Origin of the sequence: Curtobacterium sp. VKM Ac-2889, from assembly GCF_015350855.1 — a bacterium.
Classification (GTDB): domain Bacteria; phylum Actinomycetota; class Actinomycetes; order Actinomycetales; family Microbacteriaceae; genus Curtobacterium; species Curtobacterium poinsettiae.
The window spans coordinates 1,099,738-1,119,616 of sequence record NZ_JADKSC010000001.1; the positions used below are offsets into that span (position 1 = coordinate 1,099,738).

Consider the following 19,879-nt stretch of genomic DNA (forward strand, 5'->3'; position numbering starts at 1 on the left):
GCAGGACTCTCCGCACCATCGTGCATCATCCAGCGGGCTGGGCCGGCGGGTCCTCCGGCACGGGGTGTTCCGCCTGCCAGAGCGCGTCGACCTGGCCGAACTCCCGCGGGTAGCACTGGGTGTCGAACACCTCGAGGCCCTCGGTCGGCGTCGAGTACAGGTACCAGGGGCCCGTGCCGACGGGTCGGCTCGTCCAGGACCCGTTCGCGAACCAGAGGAGGGGCACGTCGTCCATCGGGTGTCCCGCCTGCGTCAGGCAGGCCTCGAGCCGGTTGAACGCGGCACGGTACTCGTCGAGGGTGATCCGGCCGTCGCGGATCTCGGCTCGCTGCTGGGCAGACGGATCCGCGATCGGCGCGGACTCGGCCCACGAGGCCCAGACGGCGTAGCGGGCGGAGCCGCCGCCCATCACGGAGACTGTCGCCGACGCGCGTCCGGAACCGGTCGCAGGGGACAGGCTCCAATGCGCACCGGTCGCGCCGGGCGTGCAGCGGGTGGGCCCGTCGACGGTCGTCCCGTCGACGGCCACGGTGAAGGTCCCCGGGTCGAGGCACTTCCACGTGAGCGTCACACGGTCGGCGTCCGCGGGGCGGGCACCGAGCGAGAACGAACCATCGCCCTGCGTGCTCGCGAAGGCCGGAGTCCCGAGGATCGTGGCGTGGTTGACGTCCTCGACCATGTAGCGCGTCGAGGTCGCAAGGGTGCTTTCCAGCGCGGCATCCGGGTCGTTCGACGGGAGGGCAGCCGCGGTGATCCCGCCCGTGACGGCCGATCCCGCCAGGAACGCGGCCGCGATCGTGAGGACCGTGCCGCGGGTCGGTCGGCGACGTCGACGGAGCGGCGCTCCGGTGGCGCTGGTCGCGTCGACCTCTGCGACGAGTGCGTCGCGCATCGCCGCGAGCCGGGGGGAGATCTGGTCGTGGTTCACAGTGTGCCTCCGAGGGGTTCCGCTGTCGCCGAGTACTGCTTGTGGAGCCGCGCCTTCGCACGGTGGAGCCGGGACTTGACGGTGCCGGGCGGGACGCCGAGGACGGTCGCGGCCTCACGCTCGCTCAGCCCCTCGAGCACGCAGAGGGACAGGACGCGCTGGTCCGCGATCGGGAGACCACGGAGTGCGGTCACGGCCTCTGCGTCGGTGAAGGAGTCCGCCGGGTCGGGTGCCGGGTCGTCGACCGGGAATCTGCCGAGGAACGAGCGGTGGCGCCGAGAGGACCGCGTCAGGTTGTGCGCCGTGTTGGTCGCCGTGACGAGGAGCCACGGCAGCATCGAGTCGTCGACGAAACGGACGTGGTCCCGCTTCCGCCAGGCTTCGAGGAACACCACGGCGACCACGTCGTCGGCGTCGTCCGGCGTCGGGACGAGCGCTCGGACGTGACGACGCAGTCGCGCCGCGTGCCGGTCGAAGAGCCGACCGACCGCACGGCCGTCCCCGGCGACGCCCAGGGCCCAGTCGGACCGGTCCCCCGTGATCTGGTTCATGCTCTGTATTGTCCGGTCGCCCCGGATCGGTTCCTGGTTCTGCCCGACCAGTTCTCCACAACCGTCGCCCCGGACGGTAGTCGACCCCGCTGGCCCCGTACGATTGACCCCGTGTCCAAGGTCCTGAGCAGTCTCCCCGTCGGCGAACGAGTCGGCATCGCGTTCTCAGGGGGTCTCGACACCTCCTGCGCCGTTGCCTGGATGCGCGAGAAGGGAGCGATCCCCTGCACGTACACGGCCGACATCGGCCAGTACGACGAGCCGGACATCGACGCCGTCCCGAGCCGCGCCCACGAGTACGGCGCCGAGATCGCCCGACTGGTCGACGCGAAGAGCGCCCTGGTCGAAGAAGGCCTGGTCGCACTGCAGACCGGTGCGTTCCACATCCGCTCCGGCGGCAAGACGTACTTCAACACGACGCCGCTCGGTCGCGCGGTGACGGGCACGATGCTCGTCCGTGCCATGAAGGAAGACGGCGTCGACATCTGGGGCGACGGCTCCACCTACAAGGGCAACGACATCGAGCGGTTCTACCGCTACGGCCTGATGGCCAACCCGCGCCTGCGCGTCTACAAGCCGTGGCTCGACTCCGAGTTCGTCGAGGAGCTCGGCGGCCGCAAGGAGATGAGCGAGTGGCTCGTCGCCCGTGGGTTCCCGTACCGCGACTCCACCGAGAAGGCGTACTCGACCGACGCGAACATCTGGGGCGCGACGCACGAGGCGAAGAGCCTCGAAGAGCTGTCCAGCGGCCTGGACATCGTCGAGCCGATCATGGGTGTCGCCGCCTGGCGTGACGACGTCGAGGTCGCGACCGAGATCGTCAGCGTCCGGTTCGAGGCCGGTCGCCCCGTCGCGATCAACGGCGTCGAGTACACCGACGCGGTCGCCCTGGTCTACGAGGCGAACGCCATCGGTGGCCGCCACGGCCTGGGTGCGTCCGACCAGATCGAGAACCGCATCATCGAGGCGAAGAGCCGCGGCATCTACGAGGCGCCGGGCATGGCGCTGCTGCACATCGCCTACGAGCGCCTGCTCAACGCGATCCACAACGAGGACACGGTCGCCTCGTACCACAACGAGGGTCGCCGTCTCGGTCGCCTGATGTACGAAGGCCGCTGGCTCGACCCGCAGTCCCTGATGCTCCGCGAGTCGCTGCAGCGCTGGGTCGCCTCCGCCGTCACCGGCGAGGTCACGCTGCGTCTGCGTCGCGGCGACGACTACACGATCCTCGACACCACGGGCCCGGCGCTGTCGTACCACCCGGACAAGCTGTCGATGGAGCGCGTCGGCGACGCCGCGTTCGGGCCGGACGACCGCATCGGCCAGCTCACGATGCGCAACCTCGACATCGCGGACTCCCGTTCGCGACTCGAGCAGTACGCCGCCGCCGGCCTCATCGGTGGCGCGACGGCCGAGCTCGTCGGCGAGCTCGAGGCGGGCGAGGCCGAGGAGATCCTCGGTGGCGCGATCGTCGCCTCCGACGCCGAGGACGCGATGGGCCGTCGCACCGACCTGGCCTCCGAAGGCGCCGCCTTCGACTCCGGCACCGACTGATCGAGCGGACCCGCGCCCTGGGCGCGACCCCCTGACGACGGGAGGCCCGGTGCCGGCTGGCACCGGGCCTCCCGTCGGTCGTCAGCCGCGAAGCGCATCCGCCTCGACGGCGGTGGGACGCGACCGTATCGTTGCGGTACCGGGTCAGTCATCAGGGACTCGTCGTCACGATGCTCCTCACGATCTGTGGGGTCTGGCACAGCGGGTCGACCCGGACGGATCCGAGATGCGCATCATCTCGACGAAGGGCTGGTCATCATGGCCGCCAACTTGCAGAACATCTGGCACCGCCACGGGCTCCGGTCCCCGGAAGAACTCGCCGCCCTCGTTGCCGAGCGCCTCGAAGGAACCGGCCACCAGCTCGTCGGCGCCGGCGACGCGCGCTACGAGCCGACGTACGCAGACTTCCTCGGCGAGCAGCTCTGATCCGCAGCGGATTGCCGCTCGACCGTCGGTAGAGTCTGCGCATGCGTACAGCCCGAACCACTGCGGCGGCACTGGCGATCGTCGCGGCGGGACTGCTGACGCTCGTCGGCGTCCAGCCCGCGTCTGCCCACTCGGCCCTGACGAGCAGTACCCCGGCGGACGGGGCGGTCGTCACCGAACCGCTGCAGACCGTCGACCTGACCTTCTCCGAGGCGCCGCTCGCCGGCCTCGACGCCGGGCTCCGGATCCAGGTGACGGATGCCTCCGGCACCGACGTCGCCACGGGTGATGTGACCGTCTCCGGCACGACCATGCGCCGCGCGGTCGATCTCGACCGGGGCAACTACACGGTGCTCTGGCGGTACGTGTCGCCGGACGGCCACCCGATCGAGGGCACGCTCGCGTTCGACTACCGGGCTGCAGCTGCTGTTCCGACCCCGAGCGCGACCGGTGCTCCGACCCCGACGGCGAGCACCGCGCCCACACCGAGCGCCACCGCGACGGCCACCGGGGCGTCCGACGGAGCATCGTCGTCGTCACCGGGCATCGCGCCCGGCGTGTGGATCGCCCTCGGCGCCGGCACGGTCCTGGTGGCCGGTGCTGTCGTCGTGCTGCTGCTGCGGCGCGGGCGCAGCGCCGAGCGCAGCTCGTAGCGCGGCGCACCCCACTTCGTGAGCAGGAACGGTCGGGTCGCAGGCGCGCACCCGACCGTTCCTGCGCACGAAGCGCACGCGGCGCGACCGCGTGCGCCACGGGAGTGGCCTCGAGTGCGGCGTCGGCGCGGTGCGGAACCCGATCGGGACGAACAACACCTCTGCGCGATCGACAGCACCATCGCGTGGCATCGAACTGTCGATCGATCCGGTCCATCCGGGCCGATCGGCGTGATACTGGGGTGGTGCGTGAACTCCAAGCCGCCATCGCAGCGGACCTCAACGTCCAGCCGACCATCGACCCGGAGCAGGAGGTCGCCCGTCGTGTCGGGTTCCTGCGCGACTACCTGCTGACGACCGGGGCGAAGGGGTACCTCCTCGCCATCAGCGGCGGGCAGGACTCCACCCTGGCCGGCCGCCTGACCCAGCTCGCGGTCGAGTCGCTCCGTGCCGAGGGGCACCCGGCCGAGTTCACGACCGTCCGCATGCCCTACCGGGTGCAGGCCGACGAGGACGACGCCCAGCTCGCCCTGCAGTTCATCGCGGCCGACCCGGGCATCACCGTGAACATCGAGCACGGGGTCGACGGGGTCGTCGAGGACACCGCGGCCTCCGGCGTCGAGCTGAGCGACTTCGTGAAGGGCAACGTCAAGGCCCGCATGCGCATGGTCGCCCAGTACGCGGTCGCCGGGCAGCGTGGCCTGCTGGTGGTCGGCACGGACCACGCGGCCGAGGCCGTCACGGGCTTCTTCACCAAGTACGGTGACGGCGGCGTCGACCTCACCCCGCTCACCGGGCTGTCGAAGAGCCAGGGGCGGCAGCTGCTCGAGCACCTCGGCGCACCCGCCCGTCTGTACGAGAAGGCCCCCACCGCGGACCTGCTCGACGAGACGCCCGGGCAGACCGACGAGGCGAACCTGGGGCTGTCCTACGCCGAGATCGACGCCTACCTGCAGGGGCACGACGTGCCGATCGAGGTCGCCGAGGCGATCGAGTCGCGCTACCGCGCGACGGAGCACAAGCGGCAGGTGCCGGCGACGCCCTTCGACGACTGGTGGCGTGCGGGCGCGTAGGCGCTGACGCGACACGGCCGGGAGGCGCGGTGCAGGTGATCCTGCACCGCGCCTCCCGTCTGTCGTCCCCGACACTTCCCTGCGCGCCCCCCGCTGTCCGCCGGCGCTCCTAGGATGGGAGCCAACGGAACAACAGATGCGGAATCCAGGCTGGTACCTGGTCCGCAAGGGGGGAAACATGGACGTCCTGTTCGCGCTCGGAGCCATCCCGCTGGTCATCGTGGGGATCATCGTCCTCGCCGTGATCGCGCTGATCTACGCCAAGGTCGTGTACCGCAACGCCGGCGCCGACGAAGCGCTCATCATCACCGGCAAGCGCTCGCGCAAGGTCAAGAACGACGACGGCACCGAGACCGTCGAGTCCGGCATCAAGGTCGTGCTCGGCGCCGGCGTGCTCGTCCGACCCTTCTTCGAGAAGGTCGCGAAGCTGTCGCTCAGCTCGCGCGCGATCGACATCAACGTCAACGCGCAGGACTCCCGAGGGGTCACCATCGACGTCGAAGCGGTCGCGCTCGTCAAGGTCGGCGAGACCGACGCCTCGATCCGGGCTGCCGCGCAGCGGTTCCTCGGGCAGGAGAAGAAGATCGACGACTTCGCGCGCGAGGTCCTGTCCGGTTCGCTCCGCGCCTCGATCGGTGCGACCGACGTGTCGACCATCATCCGCAAGCGCGACCAGCTCACCGTCGCCGTGCTCGACGTCGCGAAGGACGCCCTGCACAGCCAGGGGCTCGACGTCGACTCGTTCGAGATCAAGGGCATCTCGGACCGCAACGAGTACATCAGTGACCTCGGTCGTGCCGAGCGTGCACGCGTGCGACTCGAGGCCGAGAACGCCGAGGCCCAGGCCGACCGTGAAGCGCGGGAGGCCCGCGCGACCGCCGACCAGGCGATCGCCGAGGCCGAGAACACCCTGGCCATCCGTCGTGCCGCGCTGCAGCTCGACGCCGACCGCGCCTCTGCCGAAGCTGCTGCCGCCGGCCCGCTCGCCCAGGCGCGTGCGTCCCAGGGCGTCGTCGAGCAGGAGCAGATCACCGCCCAGAAGCGTGCCGAACTGCGTCGTGCCGAGCTCGAGTCCGAGGTCTCCGCCGTCGCAGAGGCCCAGGCGCGCAAGACCCGCGTCGAGGCCGAAGCCGCTGCCGGTGCCCAGGTCGAGACCGCACGCGCCCAGGCCGAGGCCCGCCGGATCTCCGCCGAGGCCGTCGCGGCCGAGGCGAAGGCCGAGGCGGATGCCCGCAAGCTCGCCGCCGACGCCTCACGCGCCGAGGGTGAAGCCGCCGCCGACGCGATCCGTGCGAAGGGTCAGGCCGAGGCCGATGCGACCAAGGCGCAGGCCGACGCGCTCGCACAGCACTCCGAGGCCGTCCTGCGGGTCAAGGCGATCGAGACACTGCCGAGCATCGCCCGCGAGCTCGCTGCTCCGATGAGCAACATCGACACGCTCACCGTGGTGTCCTCCGACGGCGCCGGCGCACTGTCGAAGAGCGTCGTCAGCCAGTTCAGCGAGGTCGATGCGCTGCTCGGTGCCACCGCCGGGTTCACCCTGAGCGACATCGTGAAGAGCACCACGACGGGGCAGGCAGCCGCCCGTGCCGTCGTGCGCGAGCAGGCGGCGCCGCAGGCCGAACCGGTCGAGTAACCGAGCGGACCCGTTCGGCGGGCGCGTCGGGGGTCAGCCCTCGCCGCGCCCGTTCTCGTCCTGTTGGTCGCGCTGCTGCCCACCGGCGTCCTCACGCTGCTGCGACCCGGCGTCCTCGCGCTGGTCGGCCAGCCGCTGCTGCCAGACGACACTGCGAGCGGCGCCCTCGAGCACGTCGTCGACGCTGCGTCCGCTCTGTGCGGCGAGGGCGCCGCTGAGCCCAGCGGTCAGGGTCCCACCGGCCGCGGCGAGTCGCTCGACGACCTCTTCCTGCCGCTGCGTCAGGGGCTCGTCGACCAGCTCGTCGATCGTGTCGCGGATGTTCTGCTCGCTCGCGTCCAACGCCGCTTCGTCGCCGGACTGCAGGGCTGCTGCCTCGCCGACGACGACGAGACCGAGGCGCGCGGCGTCGTCTTCGGGGCGCGGGGTGCGGTGCTCGTCAGTCATGCGGTGGACCGTACGCTCCGGCGCGCTGCGCTCCCTGGACAGATGCGTCCCCCGGCGTCCGCGGACGAGCCGTCAGTCGGCCCAGCGGCGGAGCAGCCACTCGGCGGCCGCCACGCCCTCGCGCCGCTGGAAGTCGCGGATCGTGGGCATGTTCGGTGGCGCCGGCGGCAGGGCGTGCTCGAAGAACAGCCCGGCGAGCCCGGCCAGCACGGCGTCGATCGTGTCGGCCGGAACCTCGGCGAACACCGGGTGCGTGGCGAGGTGGTGCTCGACGTCGGCGTCCTCACCACGCACGAGGGTGTCGAGCAGGTAGGTCAGTGGGTCAAGCCAGTGCGCACCCACGCTCGCCCAGGGCCAGTCGACCACCCAGACGAGCCCGCCGCCGTCGACGAGCAGGTTGTCCGCTCGGCAGTCGGCGTGCACGAGGTGCTCGCCGTCGACGAGCGCGGCCGCCTGCGATGCCGCACGGGCGATCGCGGGGCCGGCGTCGAGCACGTGCGGCGGCACGACCTCGGCGACGCGGGCGGCGGTCGCGTCGTCGGTCAGCATCCGGTCCCAGGCCCCGAACTCGCCGCGCAGGTCCTCGGCGATGCGGGGGAGTGCCGCCAGGGCGCCGGTCGCGAGCGGCAGGGTGTCGAGCGCGTCGAGCACGGCCGTCGTGTCCGAACCGTCGAGGTGGCTGCCCGGGTGCTGTCCCGCGACGTCGTCGAGCACGAGCGCGACCCAGTCGTCGCCGTCGACGGTGGTGTGCAGTGCGTCGAGCAGTCGCGGCGCCTGCACGGTGGTCGGCAGCTGCGCCATGACCGTGGCCTCGCGCCGGTGCAGCTCGAAGGCCGCTTCGTTGCGCGAGCGCGACACCGTCTTCACGAAGGCGCGTCGTCCGGCCCCGGTCGTCACGCGGTCGGCGCTGCCGGGGGACCACCCGCTCGCCTGCGACTCGGCGGTCACGACGGGCCCGCCCAGCACCCCCTCCACCTGCTGCCGCAGCGTCGTCGGTACGTCGGTCCAGGTGGTTCGCCCCATGACCCGACGCTACCTGAGAACCCGTACACAAACGTGCACGCTCGGCAACTTTGCGTTGGCGGCAAAGGTGCTTGCGGTGTAAAGTTGCATAGCCTGCAAGGTTGATCCTGATTTGGGGTCCCGACCAGGCCGACGACCACCACGCCACACCCCCTGTGAGGAACACCGCATGTCCACTGCCACCGCACCCGTCGAGGTGTCGCGCGGACGACAGGACTCCCCGGCGAGCACGCCGGGCAAGCCGATCATGTCGCACCGCCAGATCCTGCTCGTCATCTACGGCCTGATGGCGGGCATGTTCCTGTCCTCGCTCGACCAGACGATCGTCGGTACCGCGATCCGTACGATCGGCGACGACCTGCACGGCCTCGACCAGCAGGCCTGGGTCACGACCGCATACCTGATCGCGTCGACCATCACCACGCCCATCTACGGCAAGCTCTCCGACGTCTTCGGGCGTCGCCCGCTCTACATCTTCGGCATCGCGGTCTTCATCCTCGGGTCACTGCTCTCGACCCTGTCGACGTCGATGACCATGCTGGCCGCCTTCCGCGCGTTCCAGGGCATCGGTGCCGGTGCGCTGATGTCGCTGCCACTGGCGATCATGGGCGACATCCTCGCGCCCCGTGAGCGTGCGAAGTACCAGGGCTACTTCCTGGCGGTCTTCGGCATCTCGTCCGTCATCGGCCCGCTCATCGGCGGACTGTTCGCCGGTGCGAGCTCGATCGTCGGCATCACCGGCTGGCGCTGGGTGTTCCTGATCAACGTGCCGATCGGCGTCGCGGCGCTGCTCATGGTGATCGCGTTCCTGCACCTGCCGAAGTTCGGCGAGGCCAAGGCGAAGCCGCGCATCGACTGGTGGGGCGCGACCTCGGTCATCGTCACGCTGGCACCGCTGCTCCTCGTCGCGGAGCAGGGTCGCACGTGGGGCTGGGGTTCGGCGAGCGCGCTGGCCTGCTACGGCATCGGCGCACTCGGCCTCGTCGCCTTCCTGGTGATCGAGACCCGCATGCAGGACGACGCGATCATCCCGCTCAAGCTCTTCCGCTCGGCCACGTTCTCGATGGCGACCGTCCTGGGCTTCCTGGTCGGCTTCGCGATGTTCGGTGCGATGCTCACCATCCCGCTGTACCTGCAGATCGTCACCGGTCTCACGCCGACGGAGTCCGGGTTCGCCACGCTGCCGATGATCGGTGGCCTGATGATCGCCTCGATCGCGTCGGGGCAGATCGTGGCCCGTACCGGCCGCTACCGGATCTTCCCGGTCATCGGGACGGCGCTGGTGTCGCTCGGCTACGTCGTCCTGACGTTCATGACGATCGACAAGCCGCTGTGGTTCCTGATGATCGGCATGTTCCTGATCGGTCTCGGGCTCGGCCAGCTCATGCAGAGCATCACCCTGGCGTCGCAGAACGCGGTGCAGCCGCGGGACATGGGTGTCGCGACGTCGTCCGCCACGTTCTTCCGGCAGATCGGTGGCACGCTCGGCACCGCCGTGCTGCTGTCCGTCTTGTTCTCGCTCATGCCGACGAACATCCTGCACGCCACGGCGGACCAGTCGAACCTGAAGCCCGCCCTCAGCGCGGCGCTCGACCCGACTGTCGCGAGCGCCAAGGCGAACCAGGGTGTCATGGACCAGATCTGGAACCCGATCGTCACCCCGCTCCAGCAGCAGGTGCAGTCCGGGCTCGACACCGCCACCGACCAGGTGACCGCGGCCACCGCCGGTGCTCCCGATGCGGTGCGGCAGCAGGCGCTCACCGCAGCCGCCGACAAGGCGCACGCCAGCGTGCAGGACGGCCGACTCGTCGTCGACTGGTCCGACTCGTCGCAGCGCACCTACTGGGTGGACCAGCTCGCCCCGGAGCTGTCGAAGCAGATCGACAAGGGCGCGAACGAGTCGAAGGACTCGAACGCCGAGACGAGCGACACGTCCTACCTCAACGGTGCGGACCCGGCCCTGACCCGGCCGTTCATGTCGGGGTTCAACGCCTCGGCCGTGACCGTCTACTGGGTCGGTTTCTCGGTGATCCTGCTCGCGTTCGTCCTGAGCTTCTTCTTCAAGGCGCCGCCGCTCCGCAAGAGCTCGGCCCTGCAGGAGCAGGCGGACGACGCCGGCACCGCCGACGACCTCGAAGCGCAGGCCGTGCGGGCCGCGGACACGATGGGCTCGCCCACCGCCCCGGTCACCGGTTCGATCCCGGTCCAGGGCGGTCGGTCCAAGGACTGAACCCCGCCGGGCCTCTTCGTCACACGACGCGGAGGCCCGGCGTCGCACGGACCCGAGAGCAGGACGGAGCGCAGCACGTGCACCAGACCACCACCACCGAGGACCTCGTCGGGAGCGACTGCGGCCTGCGGGAACGCAAGAAGCAGCAGACCCGGTCCGCCATCCACCGGTCGGCACTCGCCCTGGTCACCGATCGGGGGCTCGCCGGGGTGACGGTGGAGCAGATCTGCGCGGACGCCGGGGTCTCCCCGCGGACGTTCTTCAACTACTTCCCGTCGAAGGCCGAGGCGGCCCTCGGGTTGCCGGCGACGATGGTCCCGGACGCGGCGCGCGCAGTGTTCCTCGGTTCCGCGGGTCCGCTGGTGTCGGACCTCTGCGAGCTCGTCGCGCAGACGGTCACCCTGCCACAGGACCGTCGGCGCATGAAGGAGCTCGTCCGGGCTCGGCCGGAGATGGTCCCGGCGATGATGCAGTGGATGGCGCACGCCCGGCAGACGGTCCTGACGGTCGCTGCCGAGCGGGTCGGCGAGGACACCGCGCGGACCGCGACCACGCTGGTGATGGCCGCCGTGATCGAGTCGGCCCACCGGTCGGCGGACGGTTCGCGCGACGAGCTCGCGGCGCGGCTGCGTGCGGTCGTCGCCGAGATGGGGCGGCTCGCCTCCGCCTGACCGGCGCGACCATCGCGTCGCCCCCGGCGCGGGGGCGAGAACGGCCTGGAGGCGCGGTGCGGGACCGACCCGCACCGCGCCTCCAGGCCGTTGATGCGTCCAGACCGCCGCGTACGCAGTCATCGGACGGTTGCGGGGTGAATTTCGCCGAAACGGCACGAACACGGCTCTTGACGCGCAAGACATCGGATGTTTTGATTGCATCGTTCGGTCGACGGAGACCGGACGGCAGGAGACACAGATGAGCCGCATCACCGGTCTGCACGTGCACGACATCCGGTTCCCGACCTCGCGAGAGCACGACGGGTCCGACGCCATGAACCCCGCTCCCGACTACTCCGCCGCCTACGTCGAGATCACCACCGACGCGCTCGACGGCCTGGTCGGCACCGGCTTCGTCTTCACCATCGGCCGCGGCAACGAGGTGCAGGAGTCGGCGATCGCGGCGCTCCGCGGGCACGTCGTCGGCGCCGATGCCGAGGCGGTCCTGGCCGACATGGGCGGCACCTGGCGCGCGATGGTGCACGACTCGCAGCTGCGGTGGCTCGGCCCGGAGAAGGGCGTCATGCACATGGCGATCGGCGCCGTGGTGAACGCCCTGTGGGACCTGCGGGCGAAACGTGCGGGGCAGCCGCTCTGGGCCCTGCTCGCCGACCTGCGCCCCGAGGAACTCGTCGACCTGGTCGACTTCCGGTACCTGACCGACGCGATCACCCCGGCCGAGGCGCTCGAGCTGTTCCGCGCCGCCGAACCGCTGCGTGCCGAACGCCGTGCCCGTCTGGAGCGCGAGGGCTACCGCGCCTACACGACGACCCCGGGCTGGCTCGGCTACGACGACGAGAAGCTCGCGCGGCTGTGCCGCGAAGCCGTGGACGACGGGTTCACCCAGATCAAGCTCAAGGTCGGCGGCGACGTGGACGAGGACGTCCGACGGATGGGCATCGCCCGCGCCACCGTCGGCCCGGACGTCCGGATCGCGATCGACGCCAACCAGCGCTGGGACGTCGACGAGGCCGTGGCGTGGATCGACCGGCTCCGCCCCTTCGACATCGCGTGGGTCGAGGAGCCCACGAGCCCGGACGACATCCTGGCCCACGCCGAGATCGCCCGGCGCATCGCCCCGATCCCGGTCGCGACGGGGGAGCACATGGCGAACCGCGTGATCGCGAAGCAGCTGATCCAGGCCGGGTCGATGTCGGTGCTGCAGATCGACGCCACCCGGGTCGCCGGGGTGAACGAGAACCTGGCGATCCTGCTCCTCGCCGCGAAGCACGGCGTCCGTGTCTGCCCGCACGCCGGCGGTGTCGGCCTGTGCGAGGCGGTGCAGCACCTGTCGATGTTCGACGCGGTCGCCCTGACCGGCGACCTCGACACCCGGTGCATCGAGTTCGTCGACCACCTGCACGAGCACTTCGTGACCCCGGTCGACGTCCACGACGGCCGCTACTGGCCGCCGACCGCGCCCGGCGCCGGCACCGAGCTGCTCGCCGACACCCTGACCACCCACGCGTTCCCGGACGGCCCGGTCTGGGCCGAGTCCGACGCAGCGCACGTCCCGGACGCCGTCCGGGTCGCCTGACTCCCCCCTCCCCGCACACCCCATCACCACGACGAAGTGGAGACACCGATGCAACGACGACGTACCGCCGGGCTGGCGGCAGCAGCAGCTGCCGTGTTCGTGCTCACCGGCTGTTCCGCTGGCAGCAACGCCAGCGACGGCCAGTCGAAGGACTCCCTCACCTGGGCCATGTGGATCGCCGGGAAGGAGGACAAGGCCGCGTGGCAGAAGGTCGCCGACACCGTCAAGACCGACGACGACGTGGACGTGTCGATCCAGGGCTCCCCGTTCAACGACTACTGGACGAAGCTCCGCACGCAGCTGTCGACCGGCACCGCCCCGTGCATCGTGAGCATCCAGTCGCTCCGCGCCGCGAACTACACGGACGTGCTCGTGCCGATCGACGACATGGCGAAGCAGGCCGACCTCGACCTGAGCGAGTACGACCAGACCGGGCTCGACGGCATGAAGGTCGACGGCAAGCTCTACGGGCTGCCGTACGACACCGGCCCCATGGTCATGTTCTACAACAAGGACATCTTCGACAAGGCGGGCGTCCCCGAGCCGAAGCCGGGCTGGACGGTCGACGAGTTCGAGGACGCCGCCAAGCAGCTCAAGGCCGCCGGCACACCGATCTGGGGCACGAGCGTCGAGGACATCCCCCTCGAGTCGATGATCCTCGGCTACAACGGTGGTCGGGTCATCGGGGCCGACGGCACGCTCGACGCCTCGAACACGAAGTTCGCCGAGGGGCTCGACTGGATCGGCAGCCTGGTCAAGGACGGCTACGCCACGCAGGCGAGCACCGACGGCTCCACCGACGACAACGCGTTCGTGTCCGGTGACGTCGCGATGTACAGCGACGGTCCGTGGTCGATCATCAGCCAGAAGGCCAAGGTGCAGTTCGACCTCGGCATCACGACGATCCCCTCGGGCACGGACGGACCCAGCTCGTTCGCCGCCGGGTCGGGCTTCGGCATCTCGAAGCAGTGCAAGTACCCCGAGCAGGCGTTCAAGGCCATCACGACGATGACGAACGAGTCCACGCTCACCTCGCTCGCCGAGCAGGGTCGCGCCTTCCCGGCACGCACCGCGGCGCAGCAGGCCTGGTACGACAACGCCGGCATCGACGGGGTCGAGGACGCCCTGAAGACGGGGCTCGAGAACGCCACCCCGCTGCCCGGCAACAAGCAGAGCGACCAGCTCAACCAGCTCTTCGCGCAGTACGCCCTGCAGGCGGTGAACGGACAGACCTCCGGCAAGGACACGATGTCGTCCATCGCGAGCCAGCTCGGCTCGCAGTGACGGACGTCACCCCTTGACGGACGGGGAGGCCCGCCACGGCCCCGCCACGGGCCTCCCGTCCGATCCCCACCCTGTTCAGGACCGCGCGAACGACGAGGAGGTCGTCGCATGACCACCATCCAGGACCCACCCGCCGAGGCGGCGCTGCCCGCCCCCGCGGTCGCGGTCGCGACCGGCGCGGCGCCCCGCCGGAAGACCGGCGGCGCCGACGCCGAGCTCGGCCGCCGCTCGTGGTGGGGCGCGGCGTTCGCCGCACCGCACTCGATCGGCCTCGTCGTGTTCACGGCGTTCCCGATCCTGGCGTCGCTCGTCGTGAGCTTCATGAACTGGCCGATGCTCGGTGAACGCTCGTGGGCCGGCCTGTCGAACTACGCGCAGCTGTTCTCCGACCCGATCTTCCGGACGGTCACGCTCAACACGGTGCTGTTCGTCGTGCTCTACGTGCCGCTCAACCTGGTCGTGTCCCTCGGACTCGCGGCCTGGCTCACCCCGAAGATCCGGCACCGGCACGTCTTCCGCGTGCTGTTCTTCATCCCGACGATCACGCCGATCGTCGCGAACGTCGTCGTCTGGCGGATGCTGTACCAGCCGGGCGGCGCCATCGACGCGACGCTGCAGTCGACCGTCGGCGTGCACGCCCCGAACTTCCTGGCGGACGACCACTGGGCGATGCTCGCCGTCGTCGCGATGAGCGTCTGGCAGGGGTTCGGCTACAACATGCTGATCTTCTCGGCGGCGCTCGACTCGGTGCCGGAGAACCAGATCGAGGCTGCCCAGCTCGACGGGGCGAACGCCTGGCAGATGTTCTGGCGGATCAAGTTCCCGCTCATCTCGCCGTCGATCTTCTTCGCGACGATGATGACCCTGATCACCTCGTTCCAGGTGTTCGTGCAGCCGTTCGTCCTGACGAAGGGCGGTCCCGGCACCGCGACCGAGACCCTGGTGCAGTACATCTACAACACCGGGTTCCAGACCCAGCAGCTCGGACTCGCATCGGCCGGGGCGTGGGTGCTGTTCGTCATCATCCTCGGCATCACGGCCGTCCAGTTCCTCGGACAGAAGCGGTGGGTGCACTATGAGTGAGCTGACCTCGTCCAACCGGACGATCAACCCGCGGGCGCTGCCCCGCACGCACCGGCAGGCCGGCAGGGTGCGCCACGCGGTCGGGTACGTGCTGCTGTGCCTGGTGGCCCTGCTGTTCGTCTCGCCGCTCATCTACATGGTGGCGACGAGCCTGAAGCCGTCGGCCGACGTGTTCACGACCCCGCCGACCCTGTGGGGCTCGTCCATCGAGTGGGGCAACTACGCGCAGGCGTTCACCTACCTGCCGTTCGCCCGGTTCATCCTGAACGGCGTGTTCGTCGCCGCGGCCGGCACCGCGATCAACGTCGCCGTCGCGGTGCTGTCCGGCTACGCGTTCTCACGATTGCGGTGGCGCGGCCGGAACACGGTGTTCGTCCTGTTCCTCGCGACGCTGATGATCCCGCAGGACGTCCTCGTCATCCCGATGTACGTGATGATGCAGGGCTTCGGGTGGGTCGACACGTTCCAGGCGCTCATCATCCCGTGGGCGTTCACGGCCCTCGGCGCGTTCCTGGTGCGGCAGTTCTTCCTCACAGTGCCGCAGGAGCTCGACGACGCCGCCCGGGTGGACGGTGCCGGAGCGATCCGGACGTTCTTCTCGGTGATGCTCCCGCTCGCCCGGCCGACGATGGCGGTCCTCGCCGTGTTCTCGTTCATCGCGTACTGGAACTCGTTCCTCTGGCCGCTCGTCATCGTCAACGACGTCGAGGCCCGTGGCACCATCCCGCTCGGCCTGCAGCAGTTCTTCGGGCAGCAGGGCTCCGAGTGGAACCTCGTGATGGCGGCGTCGGTGATCTCGATGCTGCCCACCGTGATCCTGCTGATCCTGCTCCAGAAGCACCTGGTCAAGGGGATCGTCACCAGCGGTCTCGGTGGCCGGTGACGCCGCCGAACGTCTTCCCTCGTCCTCCACTGAAAGGAACACTGGCCTCATGACCATCACCGCACCTGCCGAGCCGCAGACCGCGACCGATCCCGCGGGGTTCCCCGCGTGGTTCTCCCACGACCGGTTCGGCATGTTCATCCACTGGGGGCTCTACGCCCTGCCGGCACGGCACGAGTGGGTGAAGAACCACGAACGGATCACCGACGCCGACTACCAGAAGTACTTCGACCACTTCGACCCGGACCTGTTCGACGCCGCCGACTGGGCCCGCCGTGCGCGCGCGGCGGGGATGAAGTACGTCGTCCTCACCACGAAGCACCACGAGGGCTTCTGCCTGTGGGACACCGCACTCACCGACTACAAGTCCACGAACACCCCCTTCGGCCGGGACATCGTTCGGGAGTTCGTCGACGCCGTCCGTGCCGAGGGGCTGCGGGTCGGTTTCTACCACTCGCTCATCGACTGGCACCACCCGGACTTCACCGTCGACGGCGTGCACCCCCGGCGCGACGACTCGGCGGAGGAGATCGAGGCGTTCAACGAGGGCCGCGACATGTCCCGCTACCGCGAGTACCTCCACGGTCAGATCGAGGAGCTGCTCACCGACTACGGGCAGATCGACTACCTGTTCTACGACTTCTCGTACCGGGACAACGACCACGAGGACATCTGGGGCGGCAAGGGTCGCGACGAGTGGGGCTCCGAGGAACTCATGGCGCTGACGAAGCGCCTGCAGCCGGGCATCATCGTCAACGACCGGCTCGACATCCCCGGTGACCTGGTCACCCCGGAGCAGTACCAGCCCGACAAGCCGATGGAGGTCGGCGGGGTCCCGGTGCCGTGGGAGGCCTGCCAGACGTTGAACGGCTCGTGGGGTTACGACCGCGACAACCTCAACCTGAAGCCGGTCGACCTGCTCGTCCGCATGCTCGTCGACGGCGTCTCGAACAACGGGAACATGCTGCTCAACATCGGGCCGACCGGTCGCGGAGAGTTCGACGGGGTCTCCCGCCGGACGCTCGAGGGCATCGGGACGTGGATGCACCAGCACGCCCGCTCGGTGTACGGCGCCGGACCCGCGAAGTTCGTCGCCCCGCGGAACACCGTCTACACGCAGAGCGGGAACCGCCTGTACCTGCACCTGTTCGCCTGGCCGTTCGAGCACGTGCACCTGCCAGACCTGGCGGGCAAGGTGGCGTACGCGCAGCTGCTCAACGACGCGTCGGAGATCCACTTCCGCGAGATCCCGCCGGGCACCCGAGCGCAGAACACCGGGCTCGGCGGCCAGCCCGCCGGCACCCTCACCCTGACGCTGCCCATCGTGCGACCCGACGTCGCCGTCCCCGTCGTCGAGCTGTTCCTGCGCGACTGATGCAGCGGATCCTGACGCGGACGCGACTGCGGGCCGGGAACGAGGCGGCGTACGACACCGTGCACGCCTCGGTCCCGCCCGCGCTCGCGGCACGACTGCGCGAGGTCGGCGTGCACGACTGGACGATCTGGCGGGACGGGCTCGACCTGGTCCACCTGATCGAGGTCGAGGACCACCGCGCGATGCGCCGAGCGCTCGCCGACGACCCGGTCAACGCCGAGTGGCAGGAGACGATCAACCCGCTGCTCCAGGCGGCCGACGACTACTCGGGCGACGACGACGGGGTCCCGCGGGTCTGGTCGCTGGCGGACCAGGTGGACGGCGCGGACCAGGTGGCCCCGTGACGGACCTCGCCCTCCACCTGGAGCGTGGGCCGTTCTGGTTCGGTGGGGCCGGCATCGGCAACCTGCTCCGTCCGGTCTCCGACGACGACGCCCGCGACACGGTCGACGCCGCCTGGGACGCCGGGGTGCGCGGGTTCGACACCGCTCCGCACTACGGCCTCGGATTGTCCGAACGACGGCTCGGGGTGGCGCTCGCCGGACGCCCCCGGCAGGAGTTCCTCGTGTCGACGAAGGTCGGGCGGGTGCTCGTGCCGGGGCGCGGCGACGGCGACGACCTGGCGTCCGGGGGCTTTGCGGTGCCGGACGACACCGTGCGGCAGTGGGACCCGTCGCCCTCGGGCGTGCGGCGCTCGCTCGACGACTCGCTCGGCCGGCTCGGGCTCGACCACGTCGACGTCGCCTACCTGCACGACCCGGACGTCTACTCGCTCACCGACGGCCTGACCCAGGCGCTGCCGACCCTCGCCGAGCTCCGCGACGAGGGCGTCGTGCGGGCGGTCGGCGTCGGGTCGAACTCCGTCGAGGCGCTGTCGGCGGCCGTCGACACCGGGCTCTGCGACGTCGTCATGCTCGCCGGCCGGTACACGCTGCTCGAGCAACCGGCGGCGGCGCTCGTCGACCGGTGCGCGGCGCTGGGCGTCGCGGTCGTCGCGGTCGGCGTCTACAACTCGGGGCTGCTCGGGCAGGAGCGCCCCGCGGCCGGCGTGACCTACGACTACGCCGAGGCGCCCGCGCGGTTGCTCGCGCGGGCGAACGCCATCGCCGACGTGTGCGACCGCCACGGGGTCACCCTGCCCGAGGCCGCGCTGGCGTTCCCACGGCGGGCCCCGGCGGTCGCCGCGATCGCCCTCGGCGTGCAGTCCGCCGACCAGGTGCGCTCGAACGTCGCCCGGGCCGCCGTCGTCGTGCCCGAGGCGCTCTGGGACGGCCTGCGTGCTGCGGGCCTGCTCGACACCTGACCCACGCACGACGAAGGCACCCCGCCCACGCGGTTGCGCGGTTCGGGGTGCCTTTCGTCGTGCGCCGGTCAGACCGGCAGTGTGGTGCCTAGCGGCGCGAACCGCGGCCGGCGACGCGCGTGTAGATGAACAGCACGATGACGGCACCGATGATCGAGCCGATGATGCCGGCCGGCTGGAAGAAGCCGTCGTTCCCATCGTGGTTGAAGATCAGGTAGCCGAGGAATCCGCCGACGAACGAGCCGACGATGCCCAGGACGATCGTCATGAGGATGCCGATGTTCTGCTTGCCGGGGATGATGAGCCGGGCGAGAGCGCCGGCGATGAGTCCGATGATGATCAAGCTGATGATGAGACCGAGCACGGTGTCCTCCTCGTGGGTGCGGTTGCCGCGGCATGGTTGCCGGAGTCAGGGCCGAGGACTGACACAACTCCGAGGTTCCTGGGAGGATTGTCGGGTTCAGTCCAGGGAGCGCCGCAACCAGCGCTCGACCCCTTCGACGTGGGACACGACGAGGGCCTGCACGAGCTGCGGGTCGCGGCGTCGGATGGCGTCGACGATGGCCGCGTGCTCGTCGAGGGTCCGCTGCACCGAGCCGTTCTGGGTCAGCCCCCGCCACACCCGCACCCGCACCGTCTTGCTCGACAGGGCGTCGAGCAGTCCGGACAGGTACTGGTTGCCGCCGATGCCCGCGATGGTCGAGTGGAACAACAGGTCGTGGGCGACGAGGTCCTCGACGCCGGTGTCGTCGGTGACGGACTGCATCAGGGTCGCGAGTTCGTCGATCTGCTGTTCCGTGGCACGGGCGGTCGCCAGGACGGCGGACGCCGGTTCCAGGATGCGTCGCACCTCGAGCAGGTCGACGAGCGACCGGTCGTGGTGCATGTCGACGACGAACGACACCGCCTCGAGCAGGACGCCCGGTTCGAGGGACGTCACGTACGTGCCGTCGCCGCGTCGGACGTCGAGCACGCGGATGAGCTCGAGCGCCTTCACCGCTTCACGCAGGCTGTTCCGCGACAGGCCGAGCGACTCGCTCAGTTCCTTCTCGGGCGGGAGGCGCTGGCCGGGTTGGAGCTCGCCGCTCACGATCATCTGTTGGATGCGTGCGATCGCATCGTCGGTCAACGACGCCACGTCACCACCTCCTGTGGACCCGGCCGCCTGTGCGACGGGACG

General features: G+C 70.3%; 20 protein-coding genes. 14 read left to right on the top strand and 6 right to left on the bottom strand.

Features of this window, described 5'->3' with window-relative positions:
- Positions 1-25 precede the first annotated feature (25 nt).
- A complete protein-coding gene (locus ITJ50_RS05500) occupies positions 26-928 on the bottom strand; it encodes a hypothetical protein (protein ID WP_194590057.1) in 903 nt (300 codons plus the stop codon).
- Positions 925-1,479, bottom strand: a complete 555-nt coding sequence (locus tag ITJ50_RS05505; RefSeq protein ID WP_111032360.1) for an RNA polymerase sigma factor — start codon at positions 1,477-1,479, stop codon at positions 925-927. Before ITJ50_RS05505 ends, ITJ50_RS05500 begins: the two co-directional genes overlap by 4 nt.
- 111 nt (positions 1,480-1,590) lie before the next feature.
- Here ITJ50_RS05505 and argG point away from each other — a divergent pair, with 111 nt between their 5' ends.
- From argG to ITJ50_RS05530, 5 genes are all read left to right on the top strand, one after another.
- Complete coding sequence (argG, locus tag ITJ50_RS05510) at positions 1,591-3,033, top strand: argininosuccinate synthase (RefSeq protein WP_042540079.1); 1,443 nt, start codon at positions 1,591-1,593, stop codon at positions 3,031-3,033.
- 258 nt (positions 3,034-3,291) lie between these two features.
- Complete coding sequence (locus ITJ50_RS05515; RefSeq protein WP_017888026.1) at positions 3,292-3,459, top strand: hypothetical protein; 168 nt, start codon at positions 3,292-3,294, stop codon at positions 3,457-3,459.
- 41 nt (positions 3,460-3,500) lie between these two features.
- A complete protein-coding gene (locus tag ITJ50_RS05520) occupies positions 3,501-4,112 on the top strand; it encodes a copper resistance CopC family protein (RefSeq protein WP_194590058.1) in 612 nt (203 codons plus the stop codon).
- Between the two features lie 245 nt (positions 4,113-4,357).
- A complete protein-coding gene (nadE, locus tag ITJ50_RS05525; protein ID WP_031260204.1) occupies positions 4,358-5,185 on the top strand; it encodes an ammonia-dependent NAD(+) synthetase in 828 nt (275 codons plus the stop codon).
- A 178-nt stretch (positions 5,186-5,363) separates the two neighbouring features.
- The gene (locus tag ITJ50_RS05530; protein WP_017888023.1) at positions 5,364-6,821 is read left to right on the top strand and encodes an SPFH domain-containing protein; all 1,458 of its coding nucleotides are present in this window, start codon (positions 5,364-5,366) and stop codon (positions 6,819-6,821) included.
- Between the two features lie 33 nt (positions 6,822-6,854).
- On the opposite strand, the gene ITJ50_RS05535 is transcribed toward ITJ50_RS05530, so the two are convergent.
- Both ITJ50_RS05535 and ITJ50_RS05540 read right to left on the bottom strand, forming a co-directional pair.
- A complete protein-coding gene (locus ITJ50_RS05535) occupies positions 6,855-7,268 on the bottom strand; it encodes a hypothetical protein (protein ID WP_017888022.1) in 414 nt (137 codons plus the stop codon).
- 72 nt (positions 7,269-7,340) lie between these two features.
- The gene (locus tag ITJ50_RS05540) at positions 7,341-8,291 is read right to left on the bottom strand and encodes a phosphotransferase (RefSeq protein WP_017888021.1); all 951 of its coding nucleotides are present in this window, start codon (positions 8,289-8,291) and stop codon (positions 7,341-7,343) included.
- A 169-nt stretch (positions 8,292-8,460) separates the two neighbouring features.
- Between ITJ50_RS05540 and ITJ50_RS05545 the strand changes: the two genes are divergently transcribed.
- The 9 genes from ITJ50_RS05545 (at position 8,461) to ITJ50_RS05585 (ending at position 18,699) form a co-directional block, all read left to right on the top strand.
- The gene (locus tag ITJ50_RS05545) at positions 8,461-10,521 is read left to right on the top strand and encodes an MDR family MFS transporter (protein WP_194590059.1); all 2,061 of its coding nucleotides are present in this window, start codon (positions 8,461-8,463) and stop codon (positions 10,519-10,521) included.
- Positions 10,522-10,598: 77 nt separating this feature from the next.
- Positions 10,599-11,192, top strand: a complete 594-nt coding sequence (locus ITJ50_RS05550; protein ID WP_194590060.1) for a TetR/AcrR family transcriptional regulator — start codon at positions 10,599-10,601, stop codon at positions 11,190-11,192.
- 241 nt (positions 11,193-11,433) lie between these two features.
- Complete coding sequence (locus ITJ50_RS05555) at positions 11,434-12,771, top strand: enolase C-terminal domain-like protein (RefSeq protein ID WP_042540075.1); 1,338 nt, start codon at positions 11,434-11,436, stop codon at positions 12,769-12,771.
- Between the two features lie 48 nt (positions 12,772-12,819).
- The gene (locus ITJ50_RS05560) at positions 12,820-14,055 is read left to right on the top strand and encodes an ABC transporter substrate-binding protein (protein ID WP_228500944.1); all 1,236 of its coding nucleotides are present in this window, start codon (positions 12,820-12,822) and stop codon (positions 14,053-14,055) included.
- A gap of 108 nt (positions 14,056-14,163) precedes the next feature.
- Complete coding sequence (locus ITJ50_RS05565; RefSeq protein WP_042540073.1) at positions 14,164-15,138, top strand: carbohydrate ABC transporter permease; 975 nt, start codon at positions 14,164-14,166, stop codon at positions 15,136-15,138.
- Positions 15,131-16,021, top strand: coding sequence for a carbohydrate ABC transporter permease (locus tag ITJ50_RS05570; protein ID WP_052481878.1), 891 nt, complete (start codon positions 15,131-15,133; stop codon positions 16,019-16,021). Before ITJ50_RS05565 ends, ITJ50_RS05570 begins: the two co-directional genes overlap by 8 nt.
- Positions 16,022-16,070: 49 nt before the next feature.
- A complete protein-coding gene (locus ITJ50_RS05575; RefSeq protein ID WP_194590062.1) occupies positions 16,071-17,396 on the top strand; it encodes an alpha-L-fucosidase in 1,326 nt (441 codons plus the stop codon).
- Positions 17,396-17,740 (top strand): L-rhamnose mutarotase, encoded by a 345-nt coding sequence (locus ITJ50_RS05580; RefSeq protein WP_140449395.1) that lies wholly within the window; start codon positions 17,396-17,398, stop codon positions 17,738-17,740. Before ITJ50_RS05575 ends, ITJ50_RS05580 begins: the two co-directional genes overlap by 1 nt.
- Positions 17,737-18,699 (top strand): aldo/keto reductase, encoded by a 963-nt coding sequence (locus ITJ50_RS05585; protein WP_194590063.1) that lies wholly within the window; start codon positions 17,737-17,739, stop codon positions 18,697-18,699. Before ITJ50_RS05580 ends, ITJ50_RS05585 begins: the two co-directional genes overlap by 4 nt.
- Before the next feature lie 88 nt (positions 18,700-18,787).
- Here the strand turns inward: ITJ50_RS05585 and ITJ50_RS05590 are convergent, their stop codons facing one another.
- Entirely contained in the window at positions 18,788-19,063 is a 276-nt protein-coding gene (locus ITJ50_RS05590) for a GlsB/YeaQ/YmgE family stress response membrane protein (protein WP_056071734.1), read from the bottom strand.
- A 96-nt stretch (positions 19,064-19,159) separates the two neighbouring features.
- Positions 19,160-19,795 carry a FadR/GntR family transcriptional regulator gene (locus ITJ50_RS05595; protein WP_042540122.1) on the bottom strand — a complete coding sequence of 212 codons (636 nt, stop codon included), beginning with the start codon at positions 19,793-19,795 and terminating at the stop codon, positions 19,160-19,162.
- Positions 19,796-19,879 lie beyond the last annotated feature (84 nt).

What these genes read in the sequence shown, in the direction of transcription:
- ITJ50_RS05505 (WP_111032360.1), bottom strand. Translation starts at nt 1,479, where the DNA reads ATGAACCAGATCACGGGGGACCGGTCCGACTGGGCCCTGGGCGTCGCC.
- ITJ50_RS05515 (WP_017888026.1), top strand. Translation starts at nt 3,292, where the DNA reads ATGGCCGCCAACTTGCAGAACATCTGGCACCGCCACGGGCTCCGGTCC.
- ITJ50_RS05520 (WP_194590058.1), top strand. Translation starts at nt 3,501, where the DNA reads ATGCGTACAGCCCGAACCACTGCGGCGGCACTGGCGATCGTCGCGGCG.
- ITJ50_RS05530 (WP_017888023.1), top strand. Translation starts at nt 5,364, where the DNA reads ATGGACGTCCTGTTCGCGCTCGGAGCCATCCCGCTGGTCATCGTGGGG.
- ITJ50_RS05535 (WP_017888022.1), bottom strand. Translation starts at nt 7,268, where the DNA reads ATGACTGACGAGCACCGCACCCCGCGCCCCGAAGACGACGCCGCGCGC.
- ITJ50_RS05540 (WP_017888021.1), bottom strand. Translation starts at nt 8,291, where the DNA reads ATGGGGCGAACCACCTGGACCGACGTACCGACGACGCTGCGGCAGCAG.
- ITJ50_RS05545 (WP_194590059.1), top strand. Translation starts at nt 8,461, where the DNA reads ATGTCCACTGCCACCGCACCCGTCGAGGTGTCGCGCGGACGACAGGAC.
- ITJ50_RS05555 (WP_042540075.1), top strand. Translation starts at nt 11,434, where the DNA reads ATGAGCCGCATCACCGGTCTGCACGTGCACGACATCCGGTTCCCGACC.
- ITJ50_RS05560 (WP_228500944.1), top strand. Translation starts at nt 12,820, where the DNA reads ATGCAACGACGACGTACCGCCGGGCTGGCGGCAGCAGCAGCTGCCGTG.
- ITJ50_RS05565 (WP_042540073.1), top strand. Translation starts at nt 14,164, where the DNA reads ATGACCACCATCCAGGACCCACCCGCCGAGGCGGCGCTGCCCGCCCCC.
- ITJ50_RS05570 (WP_052481878.1), top strand. Translation starts at nt 15,131, where the DNA reads ATGAGTGAGCTGACCTCGTCCAACCGGACGATCAACCCGCGGGCGCTG.
- ITJ50_RS05575 (WP_194590062.1), top strand. Translation starts at nt 16,071, where the DNA reads ATGACCATCACCGCACCTGCCGAGCCGCAGACCGCGACCGATCCCGCG.
- ITJ50_RS05580 (WP_140449395.1), top strand. Translation starts at nt 17,396, where the DNA reads ATGCAGCGGATCCTGACGCGGACGCGACTGCGGGCCGGGAACGAGGCG.
- ITJ50_RS05595 (WP_042540122.1), bottom strand. Translation starts at nt 19,795, where the DNA reads ATGATCGTGAGCGGCGAGCTCCAACCCGGCCAGCGCCTCCCGCCCGAG.